The sequence below is a fragment of the Ehrlichia ruminantium str. Welgevonden genome (assembly GCF_000026005.1).
Taxonomy (GTDB): domain Bacteria; phylum Pseudomonadota; class Alphaproteobacteria; order Rickettsiales; family Anaplasmataceae; genus Ehrlichia; species Ehrlichia ruminantium.
Genome location: NC_005295.2, coordinates 1,430,603 through 1,456,136 on the forward strand (window position 1 = coordinate 1,430,603; position 25,534 = coordinate 1,456,136).

The following is a 25,534-nucleotide window of genomic DNA, read 5'->3' on the forward strand; positions in this document are numbered from 1 at the left end:
ATTAAACACTATTAATAAAGAAATGTTGACACATACGAGAACATTATATGTATATTTCTTTTCTTATAGAAACATGTTATATAAAAAATACCACAATTATTAAACCTAATATACAATTATAGATATCTTATTGATCAATACTGACATAAAACGCTAAACCTGCACTAAGAAAACTACGAGATAAATATTAACATATGCAAAATAACATTTTACTATAAGCAAAACTTATAATCTTCAATCTACTTACACTATTTTATTACACAATTTACATACTATTTATCAATTTTTACATAATCACACTTAACCAACTGTATCTTCACAATAAGAAAATATAAACAATATAATCATCAAACTAATTAGAAGATGGAAAAAATTTCAATCATAAAGTACTTACAGGATTAATTTATTTATATAATCAATCAAACTTAGCTTATACTAAATTATACAATTGCTATATACAGAGTTTACATTATAACAAAATCATTAGCCCTATTAAACAGATTATAATTTATCTACCACATCCTTTATTTCCAGAGCCACATTGTTTCTTTTTTTGAGTGTTATTACCTAACAGTTGTCTCACATCATCAGCAATCCCAAATACCATATTTTCATACACACTGATCAGAAGATCAAGATAATATAAATTTTGCTCATCAACACAACCAACAATATTACTGCTTATATTACTCATGATATATTCAAATTTTTCACAAGAATGTGAAACCAATTCAGACCATTTGTCAATAAAATTAGATGAACACATATCAAACATACGAGATGGACAATTCATACCACTTAAGCATATTACTGGATTTTCACTCAATATCGATTTTACAGCATACATAGCTCGTAACCTTACTGAATTATATGTTACTGTCACTAACCTAACGTTCTCAGGATTTGCAGTCGACAATTTCATATAAAAACAGTGACGTGAATGACGATGCAGGTTAACACTGTTACGCACAAAACCTAACTGAATACTACAACTTACAATCATAAAATCCATCATCTTGTTTATCATAACAGAACAACTATTTTCTTTTGAGAGTTTTGCGTATGCAAGTTGTACCAACAATTCTTTCAATGCTTTATAAAGTATTGGATCATAGTAAGCACAATTCATAAAAATACAATCAACCTTACAATCACAGTAACATTCAAACTCCTCTCTCATACGACAACAGTAATCTTTCAATGTGTTACATTTTTGTAAATAGAGAAATGCTGATTTTAACATCTCATCAATTACATAAAAATCCTGATTACTAAGACATACTGATAATATCATAAGTCCTAATTTCTGGACACCTAATATAAAAGCAAATTGCGAAATTAGATTCAATTTTATAAGTGTTACACTCATACTAACATGTGAAGTAATCTTTGATAATGCAGCATAATACTCATTACGAAATATCAACACATCATTTTCAACATCAAATAATTCTTTAACTAACTCACAAAGATATTCAGTATGTAGAGCCCTGAATCTTTCAAAGATTTTATAATCAGGAAGTATTGGAGTACGTGTTTTTAATGTGCTTTTTTTAAAGATACCAATATTTCCACTAGAAGTAGTCTGTAATTTTTCAAACTCAGAACTCAATTGTTCTATATTATCAACACCAGATTTCTTACCTGCTTCAACACCTACATTAGGATTTAATTTTTCATAACTAGAAAAAAAGTCTTCCAACATGAGATGCCGTGTATACCGCATACGCTGCTTTATACCTTGAATACCTTTTGTATCTTGTACCTGGCTACTATGCTTAACTTCCTTTTTTGGCCTAGCACCTTGTCTTATATATGAACTTGTAAGTGCACCGCTTGGCTGAGGTATTTCATGCAGATCTTTACTACTATACTTGTCTACATTAGTATTAACCTCTTGACTTGTTTCAACATCTATACCATAGCTTAATCTTTTCTTAATAGGAGGAAAAAAATCCCCTAACGTAAGATGCTGCGAATATCGTCTATGTGACCTTATATCTTGAACATCTTTTAACCCTTGTAATACTTTACTACTACGCTGCACTTTCTTTTTTGGCTTAGCACCCTGTTTTAAATATACACTCTCAGGAACAGGGTCTGACATAGTCTCTACTACAGGTGTTTCTGCTACTATAATAGATGTAGAAGCATTATCTATAGTACCTTCACCTTTAGAGACATGCTGCTCTGCTCTACCACTCTCTTTTTTCGTTTCATTACAACTTTGATTTACATGATCTGTCGTTTCACCATTATCTTCTAAATCTTGCGTCTCAAATCCATGACCCATCTTACCATCTGTTTCACAACCATTTCCCTGACCATTAATACTTTTTTTCTTTTTCTTTTTTCCTCGATTTGCACTAAATAACATATAAAAAATCCATTAACACACCACTATAAGGTAACATACAAAAAACGAAATGTTAATTTCTTTTTGAAGAATATATAAATTTTTACTATTTATAGAATATAAATTACTTAAACAAGTATAATTTAGAACTATAACATGCTCAATTATTTTAACTTGTGTAATCATGTAAATAAACACGTCACCCAACATGAACCTATTGTTGCCGTAATCTCAGATATTATATTTGTTAATAGTTAGTAGAATAACAATACTGAACTCTTATACGTTAGAACATCACTGTTACAAAAACATATATAAATTTTATATTATCTACTGCATACATTATACTAAAACCCAAACAACCATTAAAGTATTAGATAATGAGCTTTCTTTATATAAAAACAGTTATTTCAAAAACTACACTATCAAGTTTTTTGCACACAACATATGGTAATTAAAAAAAAACAACATAAATAAACTAGCATTCAAATTATCAATGCAGTCTCCTTTTTCCTCAATAGGAATTTTGAACTCAAGTTTGTCATATATTTCATTAAACTACTATGACAAGAATAAGGTATACCCACTACTAAAAAAGATACATTTAACAAACCGCAAAATTCACAATTTTACACAAAATGATTATTAGCAACATATATACACTAACCACAGTTAACTTGTATGTGATATAACCTTTTTATATACCACTAACTTAGTATATGTTTGACCACCAGTAATGATTTTTTAGGTCTGGTTATTAATAAAATAAACATTGTTATATTATCATAGAACATTTTGTTACATTAATAATCTATTTTCTAATATCACTACTTATACTCAAATTTTGCAGAATACTCTTTTGGAGAATATTTTATGAATAGCAATAAACATTCATGTAAAAATACATATCTTATCAAGTTCATATACTCAATGATTTTTTTAACATTAGCACACTTTAATCCAAAAAAATCCACAAAATAAACACACCTCTGTAATACCATAAAAATAAACAAGTAATAATAAAAAGTAGATTCAGATGTAAAACAAATATACATTGTTAATTTCTTACACTTACTATATACATACTTAACCTTCAATAAATACCATACAAAATAGTACTAATGAACACACTTTTTCTAAGAGTTAAATATGTTCAACTACTGGTAATCTAGCATGATGTGCAATATCAAGAAACGTAAACCTTTCTCTAGTAATAAATGCAAACTCAACAGCTCTACTATATTTATTAAAATCCCAACCAATGTGCTCCGGCTTATAAGGACAACCTATATTTACCAACATATCTCTTATTGAAACATGAGATAAAGTTTTCTTATAAACCATGTCAACAATATCTGACCATTTATCACAAATTAAACTATTAAGATGATCAGCTTTTTGTTGATCAATAAATTTTTCAGTAAGTATATCACAAAACTCTTCAGTATGTTGCTCACGAAAATGTTCTTTTATATTGTCACAATTAACTAATGTAGGATATAGCTTTGGCATTTGTCTAAGTATCCTTCTCTGTAAACATTCCATCGTAACAACACTTACTCCAATAAATTCACCATGAAAAAAAGACATATCGTTTTGTAAAATTTCCATAGTATTAGCAATCATATGCTCTCCTTGACTAGCAGATTGGCTACCACCCACAATAAACATTCCTAACCCAGACAAAAGCAAAGCTTGCATTAAAATCATAATACTATGTTCATCACGTGCTACTATTCCTAAATATTCTTCTAATAAGGCATCCTCACTTGCTTTACTTATTAAAAATGGTAATTCAGTATATTCATTACCTAATAACAAATGCGATAATAACCAATCTGCTTGTACTGTAGATCTACAAATAAAGTCAGCAAAACCACTAACTATAAGCCTTCTTGGCGCATTTACAATAATATCTACATCTATATATATAGCTTTCGGTAAATGAGCTTTTAATGACTTTTTGTTACCACCACTAAATGTTATAGATGCATTTGATGAACTATACCCATTCATAGAAGGAGCTGTAGGAAATGAAATATAATTTTTATTTGTAATGTAACTCACATATTTACAAAGATCATTTATTGTGCCACTACCAAAAGATACTAAAATATCAGCATCTTGTGATTTTTCTGTAATTAATTCTACTAACGTTTGAGATGCACAATATTTTTGCAGGATTATAAAATTTTTAAAAGTATTAAATACAACTTTATTTAATAAAGCAGCAGTATTTACATCAGCTACTATAAAAGCACAATTACCATGCTGCCTAATAATATCACATATGTTAGAACTGATTTTTCTATCAATATATATATTATCTATAATATTAACTACTGAACTTAATTCATAAAAATTTTTATCAAGCAAAACTTGCTTTAGAAACTTATCATACATAATAAAAAAACAAGCTATATGCTATTATTGTAACTTAATAGCTAAGTTTAAAAATCTCTTATAGTAAAGTATACCAATAAAACTAAATCTTAGAAAAAACTTTCTCAAATTTAAAATATTAATTTTTTTTTTACAATACGATACTAGAACACACACATATATTAGTTAACTACAAATACCAGTGTACTGCTAATTCAACATATAAGTCATTGCTTATAATAACATTATTAATTAAAAAATAACTATTCTAGCCAGTGTTCATCACACTATGTCATTTTACAGTAGATCACAACTTAAAGAAACAAAATACTATTAAAATAACACATTAAAAGCATATCAATAATACTTAATAATAACCATCAATGTTTATAATTTATGTAAAATAAAAAACTTTTATTCTTAATCATTACACTTTATGTATATATTACAAATTTTTGAACAATAATAAATTAAACTATCAAGAATAGTTGTCATTTTAAGTTTATCACAACATAGGAAATTCTATATCCCTATTATAAGTAACATATATATTTAAATAATACAATCAACAAATAAACACACTACAACTGATAAGGTTACACCTACTATAAACATATAGATAAATAAAAATTCAACATAACTATCACCAATATAAGACAAATACTGTTTTTTTGAATATAGGAACATTAATAACCTACTATAAATGTTTCTAACTTTAAGTATAGTACAAAACAAAATACTCATTTTTAATTTATATTAAATATATATATTTTAACTACATAAATTAATTACCATTATAAAGAAATATATATACTTGAGAATTATCAAAATATTTATCTTACTATCTCAATTAATATAGTTGCCTTATCTACATAACTGCAATTGACTAACTTATCACAGTTGATATGATTAAGAATAGCAAAATTTTACTTTATATGTGTTTATATGGAGACTAGATGTCAGCAAATCCCTTAGATCAGTTTAGGATTTCCACTATATTCAAGCTACCTGATATTGGCGAATATAATATTGATTTTACTAATGCCTCATTATTTATGGTATTATCCACATTTTTAATCTCCTTGTCTTGCTATGTTGGATTAAGGAAAGAAAGTGTTATTCCGAATCCATTACAATCAATAATAGAAATTATTTATGATTTTATTGTTTCTACAATAGAAAGTAATGTAGGTAAGGAAGGGTTACAATACGTACCATTAGTTTTTACAATATTTACATTCATTCTAGTATGTAATCTCTTAGGTATATTACCATTAGGGTTCACTGTAACAAGTCATATTGCAGTAACATTTGCAATATCAATGATTGTATTCATAAGTGTAACATTCATAGGATTTAAACACCAAGGAACTCATTTTCTTCATATATTGTTACCACAAGGCACACCAATGTGGTTAGCACCTATGATGGTCTTAATTGAATTATTTGCCTATTGCGCACGCCCTGTAAGCCTATCAATACGACTCGCTGCTAATATGATAGCTGGCCATACTATTATCAAGGTTATAGCAGGATTCGTTATAAATATGAATATATTTTTAACACCTTTACCTATAGCATTCATTATAATACTTATTGGGTTTGAAATATTCGTTGCAATCTTACAGGCATACATTTTTACAGTACTTACTTGTGTGTACTTATCAGATGCAGTAAATAAGCACTAAATTTTAGCGATTGACTTCGTATAATGATCTACTTATAATTCTTCTAGCTTTTTATAAAGGTAAGAGTGTATGGATTCTTTAAAGTTTATTGCTGTAGGGTTAAGTGTTTTTGGTATGGTTGCTTCTGCTTTAGGGGTTGCAAATATATTTTCTACTATGCTAAATGGATTAGCACGTAATCCTGAAACAGAAGATAAACTAAAAAAATATGTTTATACTGGTGCTGCTTTAGTTGAAGCAATGGGTTTATTTTCTTTCCTATTAGCCCTATTACTAATTTTTGTAGCCTAATGTAAATTTATGGACACAATACCACAGTTAGATATATCTTCTTATCCTTCTCAGTTTTTTTGGTTTTTTTTATCTTTTAGTGTTTTGTACATTATAATTAGTAAAAATGTGCTGCCAAAGATTGAAAATATAGTAAGAAAGAGGTATAATATTATAAGATGTTCTATTGATTCTGTTAAGGGTGATTTAAGTCATGCGCAGCAAGAGTTAGATAAACAGCTGCTAAAGCTTACTGCAGTACAAGCAGAAGTAGATAGAATTATACGATCTGCTTTTGATGAAGTGCAAGATGCTAATGTAAGTCTTATGGCTACACTTGACCAGGAAATACAGAGTATGTTTAAAATGGCAGACGACAACCTAAAAAATATGAAGCTTCAGCTTGAACAAGAACTAATAGACCTTGCCTTTAATATAGCGTTAATATATTACAGTAAGTTATTAGGTGTTGATTGTGTTAATAAGGATAGGTTACGTGACATAACAATTAAGATATATAAGGAAAGGATATGATATCTGCATATTTTGTTATTAATCTTGCGTTTTGCATTGGTGTTTTGTTAGCTTTTTCTCCACTACGTAAAAAAGTAAAGGAATTGTTAACAGCACGGTTAAATAAAGTGAAAACAGAAGTGAAACTACCTAATGAAATTCAGGCCCAATCTAAAGAGCTGTCAAATAAGGTAACGATTCAAGGTTATGAATTAGACAAAGCAATTGAAGAAATACTCAAAAAGGCACATGAAGAATATGATGCTATAATAGCTGCTCACAAAGCTGATATTGAAGCTACTTTAGAAAAACATCTAGAAGTTGCTATTAAAAAAATATCAGACCAAGTATCTGTAATGGCTCATTCTTTAAAATTAAGTACTATAGATGTAGCAGCAATTGCAATTCAAGAGCTAGTAAAAGAATCAAACGAGCAAAGTGAAAACCAGCAAGATAACAATGGTGTTATATCTACGTTAGATCGTGACTTAAGAAAGAAGTTACATTAGTTTAATCAGCTTTTACTGGAATTAGCTTTAAAAGCTTTTTCAATACATTATCTTTTCTATGTGTAGTAGCTTTTTTATTTGTATTTGTACACAATGTATTTGTAATAAGTATTATAGCACCTATAGCCGCAGAAAAAATAGGATTACTGTTATTCTCTTGAATCCCTTTTAACTTTACTGGCAAACCTATTCTTACTTGTTTTTTTAAAATAGAACCAGCTACTTCTTTGATGTTAGATAACTGACTAGACCCACCCGTAATAATTACTTTATTAATTAAGTTTTTTTGCTTTCCAATTCTATCACTTACTATCTCAAAAATCTCTTCTACTCTAGGCTTAATTATTTTAACTAAATCAGAACGCAAGACTGAAATAACTTCGTCATTTCCAACATCAGCTTCTACAACACCATCTTTATCTGAAGGTATTAGCATAGCATCTCCATATAATACTTTGATACGTTCAGCATCTTTAGCATTAACACATAATCCATAAGCAATATCATTAGTAATATGAATACCTCCTAACGGTACAACATCCGCATATACAAATTTTCCTTTGTTAAAAATACCAATAGAAGTATACCTTCCACCTATATCAATAATCATAGCACCTAGTTCTTTCTCATCATCAGTAATACATGCCAATCCTGAAGCATAAGATTCTGCTACACATCCAATTAAACTAAAATTACAATAAGTTATACAATTCTCTATATTTAACAATGCAAACTTAGAAGCACTAACAACATGCACATTTGCTTTAAGTTTACTACCATATAACCCTTTTAACTCCGTAATATTATTTAAACCATCAAGATGATATAATACAGGAATATTGTGAATTACAACTTGATCTTCATGACACTTCTCATATGTTTGTAACATAATCTTTTTTATATCACTGTCTGAAATCTCATGAATTGTTGAATCTATCTCATTAATCATATTTGTGGAATGAATATCACATCCAGAAATGTTAACATACACCTTAGTCACTGTTTCTTGTGTCATTTGTTTAGCAGATTTTATACATGATAATATAGAACGGCTTGCAGATTCTATATCAGTAATAGTACCACCATTAATTCCTTCAGCAGCTTTATATCCCACTCCTATAATTTCAGGAGCATTTCCACCAAACACTTTAACAATTAAACATACTACTTTTGTAGACCCAAGATCTACAACAGCAAAAACAACCTTTCTTATATCTGTAAGAACAGAAAAATGTGACATATTCATATTTATGGTAAACATTTATAAAATAATAGCATGAACCACTGCAAGTGTCCATGTTTATACAATTATAATAGAATATCAAGTTTTTTTAAAAACTTAAATACACAATTAAACTTTGTTGTTAATATTTTGAATAAACCTATATTAATATCATTAACTATAACCCATAGCTATATAAGTAGTTCCAACATTGTTTCTCCAAATATATATTTGTACACAATAGAACTTTAAAGGAGTTTTACCAATATGTGATACTAGCATATTTTATGTTAATAACGAACACATTGTTTATCATAAAATATACAACACCAGAAATTATCTTAATTATTACCATGAAAATCATATACAAGATAATATTTGAAAATATTATCTACCCGATATTATACCTGACTATTATATTTTTTTTTCGAAGATAGTAAATCAAACAGTAACATACAATTAAAAACTGTTAACACTACTCTACCACAATAAAATAATATTATGACACTCAAAGGTAATTTGAGCATTCATAGTAAATATGCATAATAAAAAATAACATTAATTACATATTATAAAAATTACATACAAGGTAATATTATAGCTGACTATTATATTTTTTTCGAAGATAGTAAATCAGACAGTAACATACAATTAAAAACTGTTAATACTACTATATAACAATAAAATAATATTATGACACTCAAAGGTAATTTGAGCATTCATAGTAAATATGCATAATAAAAAATAACATTAATTACATATTATAAAAATCACATACAAGGTAATATTATACCTGACTATTATATTTTTTTCGAAGATAGCAAATCAGACAGTAACATACAATTAAAAACTGTTAATACTACTATATAACAATCAAATAATATTATGACACTCAAAGGTAATTTGAGCATTCATAGTAAATATGCATAATAAAAAAATAACATTAATTACATATTATAAAAATTACATACACGGACAATTTTTCAAAATATCAGACACCTACATTATCAGTTTATCATTACATTTTCTAAGATAGTAAACAATAGAACAAACATAACACAATTATTTAAACTTAAATATATTATGCACTATTAAATACATACACACATAAAACGGCATAATCTCTAATCTTCCCATTAACATCAAGAAAGATAATAATAACTTTACTGAAGGTAGCAAGCTATAATAATTATATCGTGGACCTATTATATTTCCAATACCAGGACCTGTATTACTAAAAGTTGCAGCTACTGCACTAAATGCAGTTACAACATCAACTCCACTAATAGATACAAGGATACACCCCACAAACAATATAAAAATATATAGAATAAAGAATAACCCTATATTACTAATAGCAACATTATTCATACATTTTCGCCCATACCGAATAAGAACTGTCTTATCAGAATGTACTAAACCACTAGTATAACAGTTTATAGCTTTGAACAATAATCCAATCCTATAGATTTTAATCCCACTATTAGTAGATCCACTACAGCCCCCCATAAGCATTAATACCATTCCAACTACAGAAAAAAAATACCAATTATTATAATCATAATTAACAAAACCAGTAGAGCTACTCAATGAAACAACCGAAAATACAGAATATCTTAATATGTTGAAAAATGAATAACTAGATAGCACTTCATCATAACAAGAGACTACCACAGATAGCATTGAAAAAAATAACAGAATAATTGCAAATAAAATTACTTGTTCATCATAAAAACACTGTTTTGTTACCATTTTTAAATACATAATAAATGGACAAGAACTCAATAACATAAATACTATTGCTATAATTTCAATATATACATTATTAAAATGTTGCAAAGAATCATCATAATTAGAGAAACCACCAGTAGATACAGTGGACATAGCATGACATATAGCATCAAAACCTGACATTCCTGCCATTAAATATAAAATTGCACACAAAACAATAAAAATACAATATATAATAAAAACATACATAGAAGACTTCACTATACCGTATTTAAAACCCTTTGAATTATCTGAGGATTCTGAACGATATAGTTCATACAAACCAACAACTTTTAAACAAGGAAAAAGGAAAATACCAGTCATAATAATTCCTAATCCCCCTATAGCATTTAATAAACATCTCCATAATAGAATACCTGGTGATTTATTATGTAAATCAGTCAATATTGTTGCACCTGTAGTAGTAAGACCAGATACTGATTCAAATAATGCATTCACATAAGAAATCTTAACATCAAACATAAATGGTATAGCTGAAATTATGGACAGTATAATCCATACACTAACTGTAATAAAAAAAATCTCTTGCTTTCTTACACGAGATAATTTTCCATAAAGTATACAAATTAAACTAAATAATAGAGTAATAAAACATGCACAAAAAAAACTTTGCCAAGGGTATCCAGCGTAACAATTAACTACAACCGGAATAAACATTAAAAATACAAAAATTGAAGAAAAAATACCAGTAATAAAGATGATATTACGTAAACTCTTATACATTATTTTGTATTATTTAATTTCTAAACCTTTGTAATATAGAATAATTAATACATAATTAACTATATTTGGATTTATATATGTTACAACATAGAACCAGTTACTTATAAAACAACTTATGATAAATATTACTGGAGCTCATATTTACTTTATTCACTAAAATTAGATTATCTAACCGTAACTAATAAACATACACTAATTAAATAATGTAAAACTCTATACTTACCTCATTCTCTGGATTTGCTAACTTTGTAATAAGAAATTTAATATCTATAAATAACTCAACATGTACAAGTATGACTAACTTTCAAGCAATCTAATATGCACAACCGTATTAACACTATTTCTCATATTTATATTACCTACCACAATAATTAAGTAAAGTATTATAAATCTAGTATATCAATATAAAGAATAATAAAACCTATTATATAGGTCATACAAACTATACATCTACATCATTATTGAAATACATTAATCTTATGAAAAAAACTTAGTATCTATAAATAATTCATAGATACAAATATTACTTATGTTAGATATAGTATGCATCCAAACAAAATCATACAATAAATACATCATTAAAATTCATGTTCATTTACGCTAAGTTATCTAAATGTATAAACAGAGCATTATAATCATTTAAAAAATCTAACAAAATAGCATATATTCAGGTAATATAATTTATACTTACATAACTAAAACAGAATAAGGAAGATATATCTTACTTTCAATAATACTACTACTAAGCACAACATTAATTCTATTTATACTTAGAAAAAACTATAGCTTGTATATCGATATAATTAAAATAATATGTGTAACATATATTTATTAAGAATACGAATAATAAAACAGTATAGCCACGTATACTACGTATTTATAAATTTTTAAATTAGTATCTAGGTGTTCAACTAGTAATATCATAAATTTCAAAATCATGACACCATATGTTATCTACCTATTTAAAAATAGACTAAATAATATTATTTAAATAAATTGATATGTTATAAATTATCTAATAAATTTGATTATCATAAGTATTATAAAACAACATATTGATAATAATTTCGAAAATGTTACTACAATAAGATAAACAAGTCTTTTATTAGTTAACACTTGATAACAAAAAGCCACTTAGTAAAGATAAACTCACAGACTACAATAAATTTTTAACTAACATGTCATAACTATTACACTTTGATATACAACTTTATTACGCTAAATAACATTTTTATTATGGACTGTATAAGAACTCATAACTATAATGTTGTATTTGGAAAGGTGGCTGAGTGGTCTAAAGCGCACGCCTGGAAAGTGTGTATACAGTGTCCTGTATCGAGGGTTCGAATCCCTCTCTTTCCGCCACCTGTTTTTATTTATAAAAATTTGTGTTTATATGTATGTATGCAAAAAAAGATCTTGAATTATTATTTAAAGAAAAAGTTCAAAACTTACATGATAACTATGCAATTGCAGTTTCTGGAGGAATAGACAGCATGGTACTATTACACCTATCAGCAATATGTAATACCAAATTCACTCCTACAATACTTACTGTAAATCATGGGTTACGTTCCGAAGCAGCACAAGAAGCTTTATTTGTATATCAACATTCACAAAATTTAAACCTAAAATGTCATATATTAAATTGGCACGGAGAGAAACCACAAAGTAATATTCAATCTTCTGCTAGGCAGATCAGGTACAGTTTACTTCTGCAATGGTGTAATCAAAATCAAATTAATTATTTAATGGTAGCACATCAGAAAAACGATCAAGCAGAGACTATTATGATGAGATTAGAAAGAGGTAGTGGCTTAGACGGATTAGCTGGAATGCAAGAATGTACATACCTAAATGGTATCTGCATACTCAGACCACTACTAGCCATCAGTAGAGAAGAACTAATACATTATGCAGATACAAAGAATATTACATGGGTACATGATATCAGTAACGACAACAAAAAATACAAAAGAACTTTATACCGTAATATATTAAAAGAAGTAGATAATACAGAAGAATTAGTTAATAGGCTCTATAAAACATCAGTACATATAAAACGATCCTTAGATTGTATATTGCATTATGTAAGATTAGCTATTGATGAGCACTTAGAATTTAACAATCTTGGATTTATCAAAATAAAACTAAATACATTTTTTAATCTTCCAGAAGAAATATCATTAAGACTTTTTACATATTCAATTATGTCAATTGGACAAAAAAAATACAAACCAAGGTATCATAAACTCAACAATATGTTTAGAAAAATACAAAACAATGATTTCACAAAACCTCAAACTTTTTGTCACTGTAAAATTACTAGGAATCAGAAAGACAATACACTATGTATAACTAGAGAAGTATCAGTAATAAATAATAAAACTATCAGTCCTTATTCTAAGACATCAATAGTATGGGATAATAGGTTTAAAATACGCATTAGTAATCCCAATACCCATAGTATTACTGTCTCTAGTTTAAACAATAACTATATTCCTGAAAATCTCAAGAAATTAGATAGAGAAGCAGTGCGATGCTTACCTATACTAAAATATCAAAATAAAATTCTCGCTTATCCTCTACAAAATCATCTTATTGATGATTATATTAATGAGTTAGAGCCAATTATAACAATTGAAGAAGTGTTAATAAAACAAAACTTTATTAATTTAACTTACAACAATTTTATCAGCAAGGAGCATTTGCTATGAGAAAAATAATTGAAGGGCTAGCTATTTGGATTATAGCAATTGTTTTAATTGCTGGAGCATACTCCCAATTCAATGATAAAATTATAAATGGCAATACAATTAAACTACCATTCTCAGAATTTTTAAATAAAGTTGAACACGATGAAGTTAAAAGTGTAAATATCAATGAACATAATATCACTGGTACACTTAAAGACGAATCTAAATTTCAAACAACTGGCGTAGTATATGATAGTTTAATAAAAATACTACACAACAAACAAGTAACTTTTTCATTTCTACCCCAAGATACGTTACTTGGGATATTAGGTAGCATATTAATTTCATGGTTCCCAATGTTACTGTTAGTTATAATATGGTTTATATTTTTAAAACGTATGCAAATAGGTGGTAACCGTACCATAAACTTCAGTAAGTCACGTGCAAAATTAATGACAGAAAATCGTAACAAGGTAACTTTTAATGATGTAGCAGGTATTGACGAAGCAAAAGAAGAACTAGTAGAAATTGTAGATTTTTTAAAACATAGGCAAAAATTTCAAAAATTAGGAGGTAAAATACCAAAGGGATGCTTATTGATAGGATCACCTGGAACTGGAAAAACCTTATTAGCTCGTGCAATTGCAGGCGAAGCAAATGTACCATTCTTCAGTATATCAGGTTCTGATTTTGTAGAAATGTTTGTTGGAGTAGGAGCAAGTCGTGTACGTGATATGTTTGAACAAGGTAAGAAGAACGCTCCATGTATTATATTCATCGACGAAATAGATGCAGTTGGTAGACATCGTGGTATTGGTTTGGGAGGTGGTAATGATGAACGTGAACAGACATTAAATCAGTTACTTGTTGAAATGGATGGCTTTGAATCTAACGAAGGAGTAATCATTATTGCAGCAACAAACCGCCCAGATGTTTTAGACTCAGCTTTATTAAGACCTGGAAGGTTTGATAGACAAGTTACTATTGGTATCCCTGATATTAACGGACGTGAAAAGATAATTAATGTACACATAAAAAAGGTACCAACAGCCCCCGATGTCAATATTCGTACCATAGCACGTGGAACACCAGGATTTTCCGGTGCTGATCTAGCAAATTTAGTAAATGAAGCAGCACTAATTGCAGCAAGATTAAATAAAAAAATTGTAACCATGAATGACTTTGAATATGCAAGAGATAAAGTCATGATGGGTGCTGAAAGAAAATCATTAATGATGACAGAAGAAGAAAAGAAATTAACAGCATATCATGAAGCAGGACACGCAATTATTGCGTTTTATACACCAGCATCCGATCCAATACACAAGGCAACAATTATTCCACGTGGGAGAAGTTTAGGTTTAGTGATGCGATTACCTGAATCAGATCGTGTATCTCACACACGTGAAAAAATGGTAGCAGATTTAACAGTATCCATGGGTGGAAGAGCGGCAGAAGAACTAATCTTCGGATATAATAAAGTAACTAGTGGTGCTTCGTCAGATATCAAACAAGCAACTGATCTTGCTAAAGCCATGGTTATGAAGTGGGGTATGAGTGATAAAGTTGGTCCGTTATATCATAGCGATGAAAAAAATGAAGCTATTTCCACTAATTTAGCAAACTTAATAGATGAAGAAGTAAAATCAATAGTAACCTCTGCACTTGATAGAGCAAAAAGCTTATTAAATGAACATTTAGAATCACTACATATAGTAGCTAAAAACCTATTAGAGTTTGAAACATTAACTGGAGAAAATATAAAAGACATAATAAATGGTAAAGAGCTTACTAAAGACAGCATAGATGATGAAAAACCTATAAGAAGATCATTCACATCAAAAGTACAATGAATTTATGAACACAGTAAAACATGTAAATTTTTAATACATGAGATCAGCCATTTCATGATTAACTTATGCTACATAAAACCAAGCTATTTTACCTAATATAGTTATTAAAAATCTACAGAATTTGAAATATTTATAAAAAAATTAAAAGACACATAATGCAGAAAAAAGATTATTATTAAAAATAACACAAATAATAAAACAACCTTATAAGAAAATCATATAACATCAAAAACATCCTAAATCTAGGATAATTAACATAACATGGATTCTTAATATTTATGCTACTTTTTGTAAACAAACTTATAATACAACTAAACTTACTTTTATATAAGTGCTACAAATTCAGTAAACTTTAAAATCTCAAAAAAAATATAGAAGTATATAATAAAGAGTAAAAAAATACTTAATATCAACTACAGATGATGAACTATCTCAAAGAATATCATTCACATCAACATACAATTTAGAATTACAAGCATGATAAACATATGATTTATATAATAGGTAATTCAATCTTTTTCGATTATTTGATACAAAAAGTCAGTCAAGCTTATTCAACATACAACATATATACATTAAAAGATTATATACAGAGACAGAAGACTCAGTATTTACCTAATAGATAAGAAATATTATACAATAGTTTAACTCAATATTTTTCATTAAATTACTAAAGATACATCTGTATCTTATATAAGATAACAATTAATAATATAGAAGCTGTAAATTAAATCTTCAAGTATGTAATAGAACATATTATTACAAAAAATATTTAATTTTATTCTACAGAAAAAAGTGAGATACACAATTAAGCTTTAACAGTAATTCTATATTAACAATTCAGACGGTACTATCTTAAATACAAAACACTATTATTCACTAAAGTACCAATGCTTACTTAAATATAAATTATGAATAGACAATCATAGTTAGTACATCTATCATAAAACTATAAATAAAATGTAAGTATACTGTTCAACACTTAGCACCTATATACTAACAATTACCATTTATCGATACTAGTCTCATATATAAGTTTAATATACAATTAATTTATCTAAATAAATTATTCATACCTAAACATAGATAGTGCATATAGCATAATACCAAGCTCACAATATATTCCAAAATACTAACTATACTTAGCTAAAATAATGCTATTTAAAATATGTAATGATATAATTTATTTATATAGTAACATCTCCCCAAAGATTATAAAAACACTGAATATACATAAGTTTAATATATAATTCACTTAAAATAAATTATGAATACATAAACCAAATATTACACACAGCATTTCCTGCAAAACACAATACATAACTTAAAAATATTAACTACACTTAGTACTTACATATCATAAGCCATGAGTAGTGAACATGGCCTTAGAGCTTTTATCACAGCGATAAGAATTTTGTTGTTAAAATATACACCAACGTAATTCACAATAACTGTTTATTTGATACTATTCTTAAAATTTATACAAGAAACATTTTAGATATTATCTGTATAAAATCTACAATTCATAGTTAAATTCTCTAAATACATACTTGAAGCAACATAACTACTCTTCAATGATCATACTCAACATTTATGTATTACTTAGAACAAATACTGACCTTATTATAAAATCTATCTACTAAACAGCACAAATCTATCTTAAGTCTACACAAAATACTATAATAAATATAGCTTATTACATACTTCATATATCTATACAGACAAAAACTGTAACTCCCAAATATTACACAGGCAATAATACATATTAAATTCAATTATTTTCAAGAAAGATATAGTTACACACTAAATTATTACAAATTCCTCCTGATATTTTGCTTGCAGGTACATTTCTTTATCAATACATTTTCAAGATAAGTTGCAGGTAATGTTTGAAAATTTCGTTCTTTCATACCTAAATACAAACATTGCAAAACAGAAGATCTTCGGCTACCTGAAAGAAGCGATGTTAAAACTTTTATTTTCATTTATAGCCAAAACATATTAATGCTAGTATATTTTACCGATTATATTACCTTTTTAATAAAAATACAACTTCACATTTATGGAATCATTACAATAGAAAAATAAAAAACATTAAGATAACTAGTTTAACTAGTTATAAATCCTCCTATACATGTTACATAACTATTTCACTACTAAATATTATGAGACATTCTAGATAACCTTAATATACAGATACCTAAAATAACCATAATGAAGGACAATAACTGTCCCATAGTAATCCAATTAAATAAAATATAACCCACTTGAACATCTGGTTCTCTTACAAATTCAATAAAAAAACGTACTATTCCATACCATATCATAAAAATAGAAAATAACATACCTTGATATGATTTTACCTTAGTAAAAAAAAATAATAAATTCATTACTACAAACAATAATAATCCTTCAAAAAAAGCTTCATATAACTGACTAGGATGCCTATAAAAAAAATCTCCACTATTTTGAAAAATCATTCCAAACCGTGTATTTGTAACTTTACCATATAACTCACCATTAATAAAATTCGCAATACGTCCTAAAAATATTCCGACAGGTACAGCACACAAACACAAATCAATTGCTGATAAAAACTTTATTTTATACTTTTTACAAAAAATATACATAGTACAAAAAAGCCCTAAACTTGCTCCATGAAATGACATACCACCTTTCCATAACTTAAACATTTCAATAGGAAAACTCATATAGAAATTTAAGTTATAAAATAATATATATCCTATCCTTCCACCAAGAATCATTCCAGTAACCCACCATGAAATTATCGACTTATAACTTTCTGGAGTAAAAACCTTGTACTTATCTATTTTCTGCACATACCAATAAGCAAATAAAATACCTATTATATATGCTAAAGAATACCATCTGATCTCTAACAACCCTATCTTTAAAGCCACTGGATCTATATTCATAAAATATAATTACCTCTTTAATAATTTTAATAAATAACTATATACTTCCATAAAAGCATTAATACAGTTTTTTCTATATTCTCAACTATAAACAATAGAGAATTTGGCATCTTCTAAAATTTAAAAACATATCTGGCAATACATATTCTTAAAAATAACGTCATTTCACATATCTATAAAAAGTAAAAATATCAACCAATAATAACCATGTTGATTTAGTACAATTTATTAAACTAATTCCATTTTAACAAAATGTTTAATGTTCTAATTTAGATTCACATAAGATTATACATACAAGCTTTCATTAATTATAAATAGAATAAAAAATATAACGTAATACCAAGTTGCGTTACACTTTATTGCACAGTCTATAATTTATCAATCATAAACAAATTAAAAAGAAAGTTTAGTATTAGATTAACAAAGCCTGTAGTGATTCTAACATATATTCACAATACAATATATGTATAATGTATCATTAAATACAAAAATAATAAGTAAAAACTCAATTTGACACACTCATTATTTAATATAATTAGATATATAACATATGTTTTCACTATACAAAATTATCAGTACTATTTTTAATATTAAATTGATACATAATAATTAGTTATGGTATTAGTATGATAAAACATTAGGTTTTATTCTATCATAGAAACTATACAAACCTTAATATCCACAATCCTTTACTATAGAAATTTACATATTCTTAAAAGAAAATAGCAAGATATTATACATCTATTATCGCCAACATCAAAACTTGTCTAGCATAAAACCTTTGTACCATTATTATATAAATAATCAACAACAAGGTACTACCTAGTACCTACAAATTCTATTATAGATTCATCTTAAGCTATAATGTATTTATCAAGAAATATCCTATTTAATAATAGATATTAATCATCTCACACTTATGAAATTACACTTCACTAATTTCACAATATGTAGTTTTTAAATTAATATTTAAATCTCGAAAGAAATTTAGGTAATAAAATTTATTAGTTATATTAAACATTTTATAGTAATAAATAGTATTTTTACTATTTATTATATGTCATACAACACATTATTAAACTAACAAGTTTTGCCAAATCCTAATATGTTCTCCAAAAAGCACCACTAGCAACACTTATTTTACTAATGATACTACCTAGCATTAATAAATTGATAATTGTAACATCTAGAACTAACTCTCATATATCTTAAATATAAACAGTAAGACATTATCTATCACCCTAAATTCTATCATAATTACAGCATTTGTTTTATTTTATATAAAGACACCACTTTTTATACTTTAATAAGTCCATAAAAGTATAATTAACAGAACACTTGTTTACATATTGCTTGCACACTTTATGGTATAAAACTTCATTAATTTTACAACCTGTAGCACCTACATTAACTCTTCAATCTTGAAAAATTAGACAACAAACTACCACCAACTATACTAAATGTTTTATAAACACAAATAACATTTTTTCTATTATTGGATATTACATCACATATCACTAAATTAATAAGTTTTTCCATAAACTTTAACTTGATGTTTCTCTAGATGTATTACTAGCAGTACCTGTTACAACTGCCTCTTCTATGTCACTATCTAGCACTTCAGCAATTTCACAACCTGTAGCACTTACATTAACTCTTCAATCTTGAAAAATTAGACAACAAACTATCACCAACTATACTAAATGTTTTATAAACACAAATAACATTTTTTCTATTATTGGATATTACATCACATATCACTAAATTAATAAGTTTTTCCATAAACTTTAACTTGATGTTTCTCTAGATGTATTACTAGCAGTACCTGTTACAACTGCCTCTTCTATGTCACTATCTAGCACTTCAGCAATTTCACAACCTGTAGCACTTACATTAACTCTTCAATCTTGAAAAATTAGACAATAAACTATCACCAACTATACTAAATGTTTTATAAACACAAATAACATTTTTTCTATTATTGGATATTACATCACATATCACTAAATTAATAAGTTTTTCCATAAACTTTAACGTGATGTTTCTCTAGATGTATTACTAGCAGTGCCTGTTACAACTGCATCTTCTATGTCACTATCTAGCACTTCAGTAATTTCACAACCTGTAGCACCTACATTAACTCTTCAATCTTGAAAAATTAGACAACAAACTACCACCAACTATACTAAATGTTTTATAAACACAAATAACATTTTTTCTATTATTGGATATTACATCACATATCACTAAATTAATAAGTTTTTCCATAAACTTTAACTTGATGTTTCTCTAGATGTATTACTAGCAGTACCTGTTACAACTGCCTCTTCTATGTCACTATCTAGCACTTCAGCAATTTCACAACCTGTAGCACTTACATTAACTCTTCAATCTTGAAAAATTAGACAACAAACTATCACCAACTATACTAAATGTTTTATAAACACAAATAACATTTTTTCTATTATTGGATATTACATCACATATCACTAAATTAATAAGTTTTCCCATAAACTTTAACGTGATGTTTCTCTAGATGTATTACTAGCAGTGCCTGTTACAACTGCTTCTTCTATGTCACTATCTAGCAGTTCAGTAATTTCACAACCTGTAGCACCTACATTAACTCTTGAATCTTGAACAGCAGGATCAGGTAATAAAGTATCATCATCTACCCTAGGAACTGTATCAATATCCCCAGTACTTTTTTCCTCTTGTAGATTATCTAATGCCTGCTGACCAAACACACCAGCTTTACAGGCATTATAAATAGGCATATTAACACTTTCAACAAACATAAATTCATATTTGCCAATTTTGATATATTCAATGTCATCAAACATTTTTAGGTGATCTTTTATAGATAAGTAAGCTGTAGTACTAAGACCATCTAATTTTGATACTATTTTTCGATCTTTCCTACGCAGAAAATGACATATTAAAGTAATAGCTATCATTGTTCCAGTTATTCCAGCTATTACACTAGATAATACAAACTCATGACCAAATTTAGCATCGCAACACAACATCAATACATTTGTGGCCATAAAAATACCTGCAAATCCAATAATAAACGCTGCACAGACTCTTGATATTTTATTCTTATACGATAGTAAATACAATCCTCCTAGAAACATTATAAAATACGATACAACAGAACAGTATAAAGCTATTCTATCAAATTTAAAAAAATGACATGATAAAGCCACAAGTTTTAAAAGATACACAGATCCTAGTATTAGAAAAGTAGTACATCTTAACAGTAATTGCCTTTTTGTAAGCTCATTGTTACCTGCCATAAGAAACAAATTGTGTTTTGTACTTACTTTCTTTCCTAACTCAGTAAGCTGTAAATTTCCTTTGCCATCATTGACCATAAAACTCTGTTTTTCAGCTTCCTGTTTTATATGTGATAAAATTCTCTCTCTTTTCGTAGAAGGAACATCATCATTTAGAAGATCCTCAGAAACAGTACGTATACCTTGATTATATTCTCTATACTGCCATGAAAGTAAATTCATACTACTTGCTTCTTCTTGAACACTTCTATTCCCAACATAAGATAATAAAAGAACAATAGGAATAACAATAGTAGGAGCAAATACTACAGTAAAACAACATCTTAATATTTTCTCACGTATAGTTAATAAAGACCACCTTTCAGCATATAACACAGAATCATATATTTCATGACTTAATGGTTTACTACTGACATCATATTTTTCAACTCGAAAAACTCGATCAGTACCAGCTTGTGTTTCTAACTCATCAACAAAATCTCTTTGACTTTTTAAAATTATATCATATATATCACTTTCAGGAGTGTGCTCTTTAGCACCATCACATGTAGAAATAATAAAAACAGTTTTAGGATTAGAATAAGCTTTACCTTCACGATAAGTACATTCAGAAATACCAATATCATAACTGGAATGCACTACTGGCAAAAACCCTAGCGAACGTATAAATGATACAGTCTTACGTATATCGTCTTTATTAGTAGAAGTATGTATTAATACCCTTTGTAAAAAAGATTCATCTACCGCATCATCTTTATTTTGAATAACAAAAGCAGCAGGAGTAAGATTTCTTATTACCTTTCCTGAACAAAACATACCAATACTTGGATTATAAAATATGGTATATCTTAAATTGTCAAGCCATTCCTTATAAAACTTATACTTAGCAGGATCATACATTAGTTTTTAACTTATTACCTATTTACAATCACAATACTACATAATTACTATTTTACATTAATTTTTTAAATATTATAAGTAAAAGTTTTACTACAATAAGGGCAAACTATTTCTTGACCATTTCTGATAGTCAAATATATTTTCGGATGTTCAGTATAATCAACATCACTTCCTTCCCCATTACAAGATACTATTTGCTCTTCAAGTACATCTATTTTTTTATCATGATTAGACATAAATATAATTTTTAATATTAATAAAACACAACTCTTATAACATCATAATAAATAACAAGCTACCTTTCTTACCATTCAAATATATATTATTATACACTTTGTATAATCAAATTATTATATTACTAGCAAATACATGTTTACTACATTAAACTTATTTACTACTATCAACATAGCTTTATGAATAATTCTATAGACAAAAACTCCACTTTTTCTTTCCTTGATTAAAGAATATACCTTAGATAAGTCATCATAAAAGTTTCATTATAATATTAGATAGATTATCCTATGATAAAAATTTTACATCAGAATTAAATAATTATTAACACTATTATACCCCAAATTACAATAAAATTCCTCAACAATTTTCTGATAATTTAAAACTAGTACTACACATAACTGCTATCAAGACCTACAGATAAAAATTAAACCTTTTTCTTTCTTACTATCAAATACATTTCTTAAGGTATTTCACACAATCAACATTATCTAACTTACTAATTATAACAAACAATGATCTCCGTTACTATATTCACTGCAATATTATGATTAAAAAACAATTTTTAAATAAATAAAAATTTAACCTTTATAACAAATTACTATATATTTAACACCTTTAAATTAAAGAACCTAATGTACAAATCTATAAGCATTTTTGTCAATGTAATTGCAGAAAACATAGAACATAAAATACCTATAGATAGCGTAATAGCAAAGCCACTAACTGGGCCGCTACCCATTACAAACATAATTGCTGCAACAATCAGCGTAGTAATATTTGAATCAAATATCGTAGACATAGCATTTTTAAATCCAGACTCTACAGCCCATCTTAATTTTTTCTTCGATCTTAACTCTTCCTTAATTCGCTCAAAGATTAAGACATTAGCATCAACAGACATTCCAACTGTTAAAGTAATACCAGCAATACCAGGCAGTGTTAGCGTAGCTTGAAGTAAAGTTAGAGCAGCAACAATAAAAATAATATTAAAGACTAATCCAATAACAGCCAACAATCCAAATATACCATAGAAAAATATAATAAAAGTTGATACTGCCACTACTGACACTATCATTGCTAATCTTCCTTGTTTTATATATTCAGCACCCAAACTTGAACCAATTGTTTTTTCTTCAATGACTTTTAAAGGAGCAGGTAAAGCTCCAGATTTTAACAAAATTGATAATTCTTTTGCACTTTCAACAGTAAAATTACCACTAATTTCACCACTTCCAGTTAAAATAGGATCACGTATTACAGGAGCAGTAAGAACCACACCGTCCAACACTATGGCAAATGGCTTATTAAAATTCTCTTTTGTAATCTTAGCAAATTTTTTAGCTGCAGCATTATTTAATTTAAAATTCACAACTACATTACCAAGACTATTTATTCCAGAAGACACATCCACCAAAGAGTCACCACTAATTTCAACCTTTCTCAATATAGGATATGTATTTCCACGTACATCCTTCAATAAAACTGTAGTTAAAGGATTAATAGATGAAATTTGAGTAACATTTTCCAATAAGTGAAATGTTAACTTTGCAGTTTTTCCTAATAACATCTTAATTTGACTAGTGTCATGTATTCCTGGAATCTGCAAAGATATTCTATCTTTACCATGACTGTTTATAGTAATTTCCTTAGTCCCAGATTTATCAAGCCTACGACGTATATTACTAATCGAATCAGTTATAATATTTTTTAACAAATTCTCTTTATAGCTATCATAGAAAGACATTACAATACGAACATCCTGCTTTGATATTCTCACATTTTTATCATTAAATGACTTAATTCGATCAAAATCTTGACTATCTTTTAATATCAATACCAACTTATCTTCATATACATCAAAACTTTTATATTTTATATTCTTACTTAACAGAAACTCATTTACTTCATCATATAATCCGTACATTCTTTCTTTTAAATATTCTTTAAAATCTGCTTCTAATAATAAATACACTCCACCTTGTAAATCTAATCCTAAGTTAACTTTTTTATTGGATATCAAAAACTTATTATCAATAAAATTTGGTAATACCAAATATATAGCAATTGTACACAACAATGTTACAACTATTGGTTTAATTTCTAATTTAAATAGCATATCATACACTAAAATAATTACAGGATTATATTACATTATTGATAAC

19 protein-coding genes and 1 tRNA gene are annotated in these 25,534 nt (G+C 27.4%); 7 read left to right on the top strand and 13 right to left on the bottom strand.

Translation table 11 applies throughout. The features are described from left to right. Window positions 1–508: 508 nt before the first annotated feature. Window positions 509–2,377, bottom strand: a complete 1,869-nt coding sequence (locus ERUM_RS04500) for a hypothetical protein (protein WP_011155513.1) — start codon at window positions 2,375–2,377, stop codon at window positions 509–511. Window positions 2,378–3,499: 1,122 nt separating this feature from the next. Continuing rightward, entirely contained in the window at window positions 3,500–4,759 is a 1,260-nt protein-coding gene (locus ERUM_RS04510) for an iron-containing alcohol dehydrogenase (RefSeq protein WP_011155514.1), read from the bottom strand. 935 nt (window positions 4,760–5,694) lie between these two features. Between ERUM_RS04510 and ERUM_RS04520 the strand changes: the two genes are divergently transcribed. From ERUM_RS04520 to ERUM_RS04535, 4 genes are all read left to right on the top strand, one after another. After that, window positions 5,695–6,426, top strand: a complete 732-nt coding sequence (locus tag ERUM_RS04520) for a F0F1 ATP synthase subunit A (protein ID WP_011155515.1) — start codon at window positions 5,695–5,697, stop codon at window positions 6,424–6,426. Window positions 6,427–6,495: 69 nt separating this feature from the next. Further along, window positions 6,496–6,717 (top strand): F0F1 ATP synthase subunit C, encoded by a 222-nt coding sequence (locus ERUM_RS04525; protein WP_011155516.1) that lies wholly within the window; start codon window positions 6,496–6,498, stop codon window positions 6,715–6,717. Window positions 6,718–6,726: 9 nt separating this feature from the next. Next, window positions 6,727–7,230, top strand: coding sequence for a F0F1 ATP synthase subunit B family protein (locus ERUM_RS04530; RefSeq protein WP_011155517.1), 504 nt, complete (start codon window positions 6,727–6,729; stop codon window positions 7,228–7,230). Next, the gene (locus tag ERUM_RS04535) at window positions 7,227–7,718 is read left to right on the top strand and encodes an ATP synthase subunit B (protein WP_011155518.1); all 492 of its coding nucleotides are present in this window, start codon (window positions 7,227–7,229) and stop codon (window positions 7,716–7,718) included. The genes ERUM_RS04530 and ERUM_RS04535 overlap by 4 nt, the downstream gene beginning before the upstream one ends. A 1-nt stretch (window position 7,719) precedes the next feature. On the opposite strand, the gene ftsA is transcribed toward ERUM_RS04535, so the two are convergent. Both ftsA and ERUM_RS04545 read right to left on the bottom strand, forming a co-directional pair. Continuing rightward, window positions 7,720–8,958 (bottom strand): cell division protein FtsA, encoded by a 1,239-nt coding sequence (ftsA, locus tag ERUM_RS04540; protein WP_044148754.1) that lies wholly within the window; start codon window positions 8,956–8,958, stop codon window positions 7,720–7,722. 1,044 nt (window positions 8,959–10,002) lie between these two features. Continuing rightward, window positions 10,003–11,454 (bottom strand): TrkH family potassium uptake protein, encoded by a 1,452-nt coding sequence (locus ERUM_RS04545; RefSeq protein WP_011155520.1) that lies wholly within the window; start codon window positions 11,452–11,454, stop codon window positions 10,003–10,005. 1,275 nt (window positions 11,455–12,729) lie between these two features. Between ERUM_RS04545 and ERUM_RS04550 the strand changes: the two genes are divergently transcribed. From ERUM_RS04550 to ftsH, 3 genes are all read left to right on the top strand, one after another. Then, window positions 12,730–12,819 (top strand) — tRNA-Ser (locus ERUM_RS04550). Between the two features lie 35 nt (window positions 12,820–12,854). Beyond that, complete coding sequence (gene tilS, locus ERUM_RS04555; RefSeq protein ID WP_231837218.1) at window positions 12,855–14,171, top strand: tRNA lysidine(34) synthetase TilS; 1,317 nt, start codon at window positions 12,855–12,857, stop codon at window positions 14,169–14,171. Beyond that, window positions 14,168–16,003 (top strand): ATP-dependent zinc metalloprotease FtsH, encoded by a 1,836-nt coding sequence (gene ftsH / locus ERUM_RS04560; RefSeq protein ID WP_011155522.1) that lies wholly within the window; start codon window positions 14,168–14,170, stop codon window positions 16,001–16,003. The genes tilS and ftsH overlap by 4 nt, the downstream gene beginning before the upstream one ends. 2,156 nt (window positions 16,004–18,159) lie before the next feature. On the opposite strand, the gene lgt is transcribed toward ftsH, so the two are convergent. The 9 genes from lgt to secD form a co-directional block, all read right to left on the bottom strand. After that, window positions 18,160–18,939: a prolipoprotein diacylglyceryl transferase gene (gene lgt / locus ERUM_RS04565; protein WP_011155523.1), complete on the bottom strand. Its 780-nt coding sequence runs from the start codon at window positions 18,937–18,939 to the stop codon at window positions 18,160–18,162. Window positions 18,940–20,346: 1,407 nt separating this feature from the next. Then, window positions 20,347–20,478 (bottom strand): hypothetical protein, encoded by a 132-nt coding sequence (locus tag ERUM_RS05210; RefSeq protein WP_258010958.1) that lies wholly within the window; start codon window positions 20,476–20,478, stop codon window positions 20,347–20,349. Window positions 20,479–20,589: 111 nt separating this feature from the next. Continuing rightward, entirely contained in the window at window positions 20,590–20,721 is a 132-nt protein-coding gene (locus tag ERUM_RS05215) for a hypothetical protein (RefSeq protein WP_258010959.1), read from the bottom strand. Window positions 20,722–20,832: 111 nt separating this feature from the next. Next, window positions 20,833–20,964, bottom strand: a complete 132-nt coding sequence (locus ERUM_RS05220; RefSeq protein ID WP_258010959.1) for a hypothetical protein — start codon at window positions 20,962–20,964, stop codon at window positions 20,833–20,835. 111 nt (window positions 20,965–21,075) lie between these two features. Further along, window positions 21,076–21,207 (bottom strand): hypothetical protein, encoded by a 132-nt coding sequence (locus tag ERUM_RS05225; RefSeq protein WP_258010958.1) that lies wholly within the window; start codon window positions 21,205–21,207, stop codon window positions 21,076–21,078. A gap of 111 nt (window positions 21,208–21,318) precedes the next feature. Beyond that, window positions 21,319–21,450, bottom strand: coding sequence for a hypothetical protein (locus ERUM_RS05230; protein ID WP_269445987.1), 132 nt, complete (start codon window positions 21,448–21,450; stop codon window positions 21,319–21,321). A 5-nt stretch (window positions 21,451–21,455) separates the two neighbouring features. After that, entirely contained in the window at window positions 21,456–23,138 is a 1,683-nt protein-coding gene (locus tag ERUM_RS04570; RefSeq protein ID WP_011155524.1) for a hypothetical protein, read from the bottom strand. A gap of 65 nt (window positions 23,139–23,203) precedes the next feature. Further along, on the bottom strand, window positions 23,204–23,374 hold the full coding sequence (locus tag ERUM_RS04965) for a zinc-finger domain-containing protein (RefSeq protein WP_011155525.1): 171 nt from the start codon (window positions 23,372–23,374) through the stop codon (window positions 23,204–23,206). A gap of 596 nt (window positions 23,375–23,970) precedes the next feature. After that, on the bottom strand, window positions 23,971–25,488 hold the full coding sequence (gene secD, locus ERUM_RS04575; RefSeq protein ID WP_011155526.1) for a protein translocase subunit SecD: 1,518 nt from the start codon (window positions 25,486–25,488) through the stop codon (window positions 23,971–23,973). Window positions 25,489–25,534: the final 46 nt, after the last annotated feature.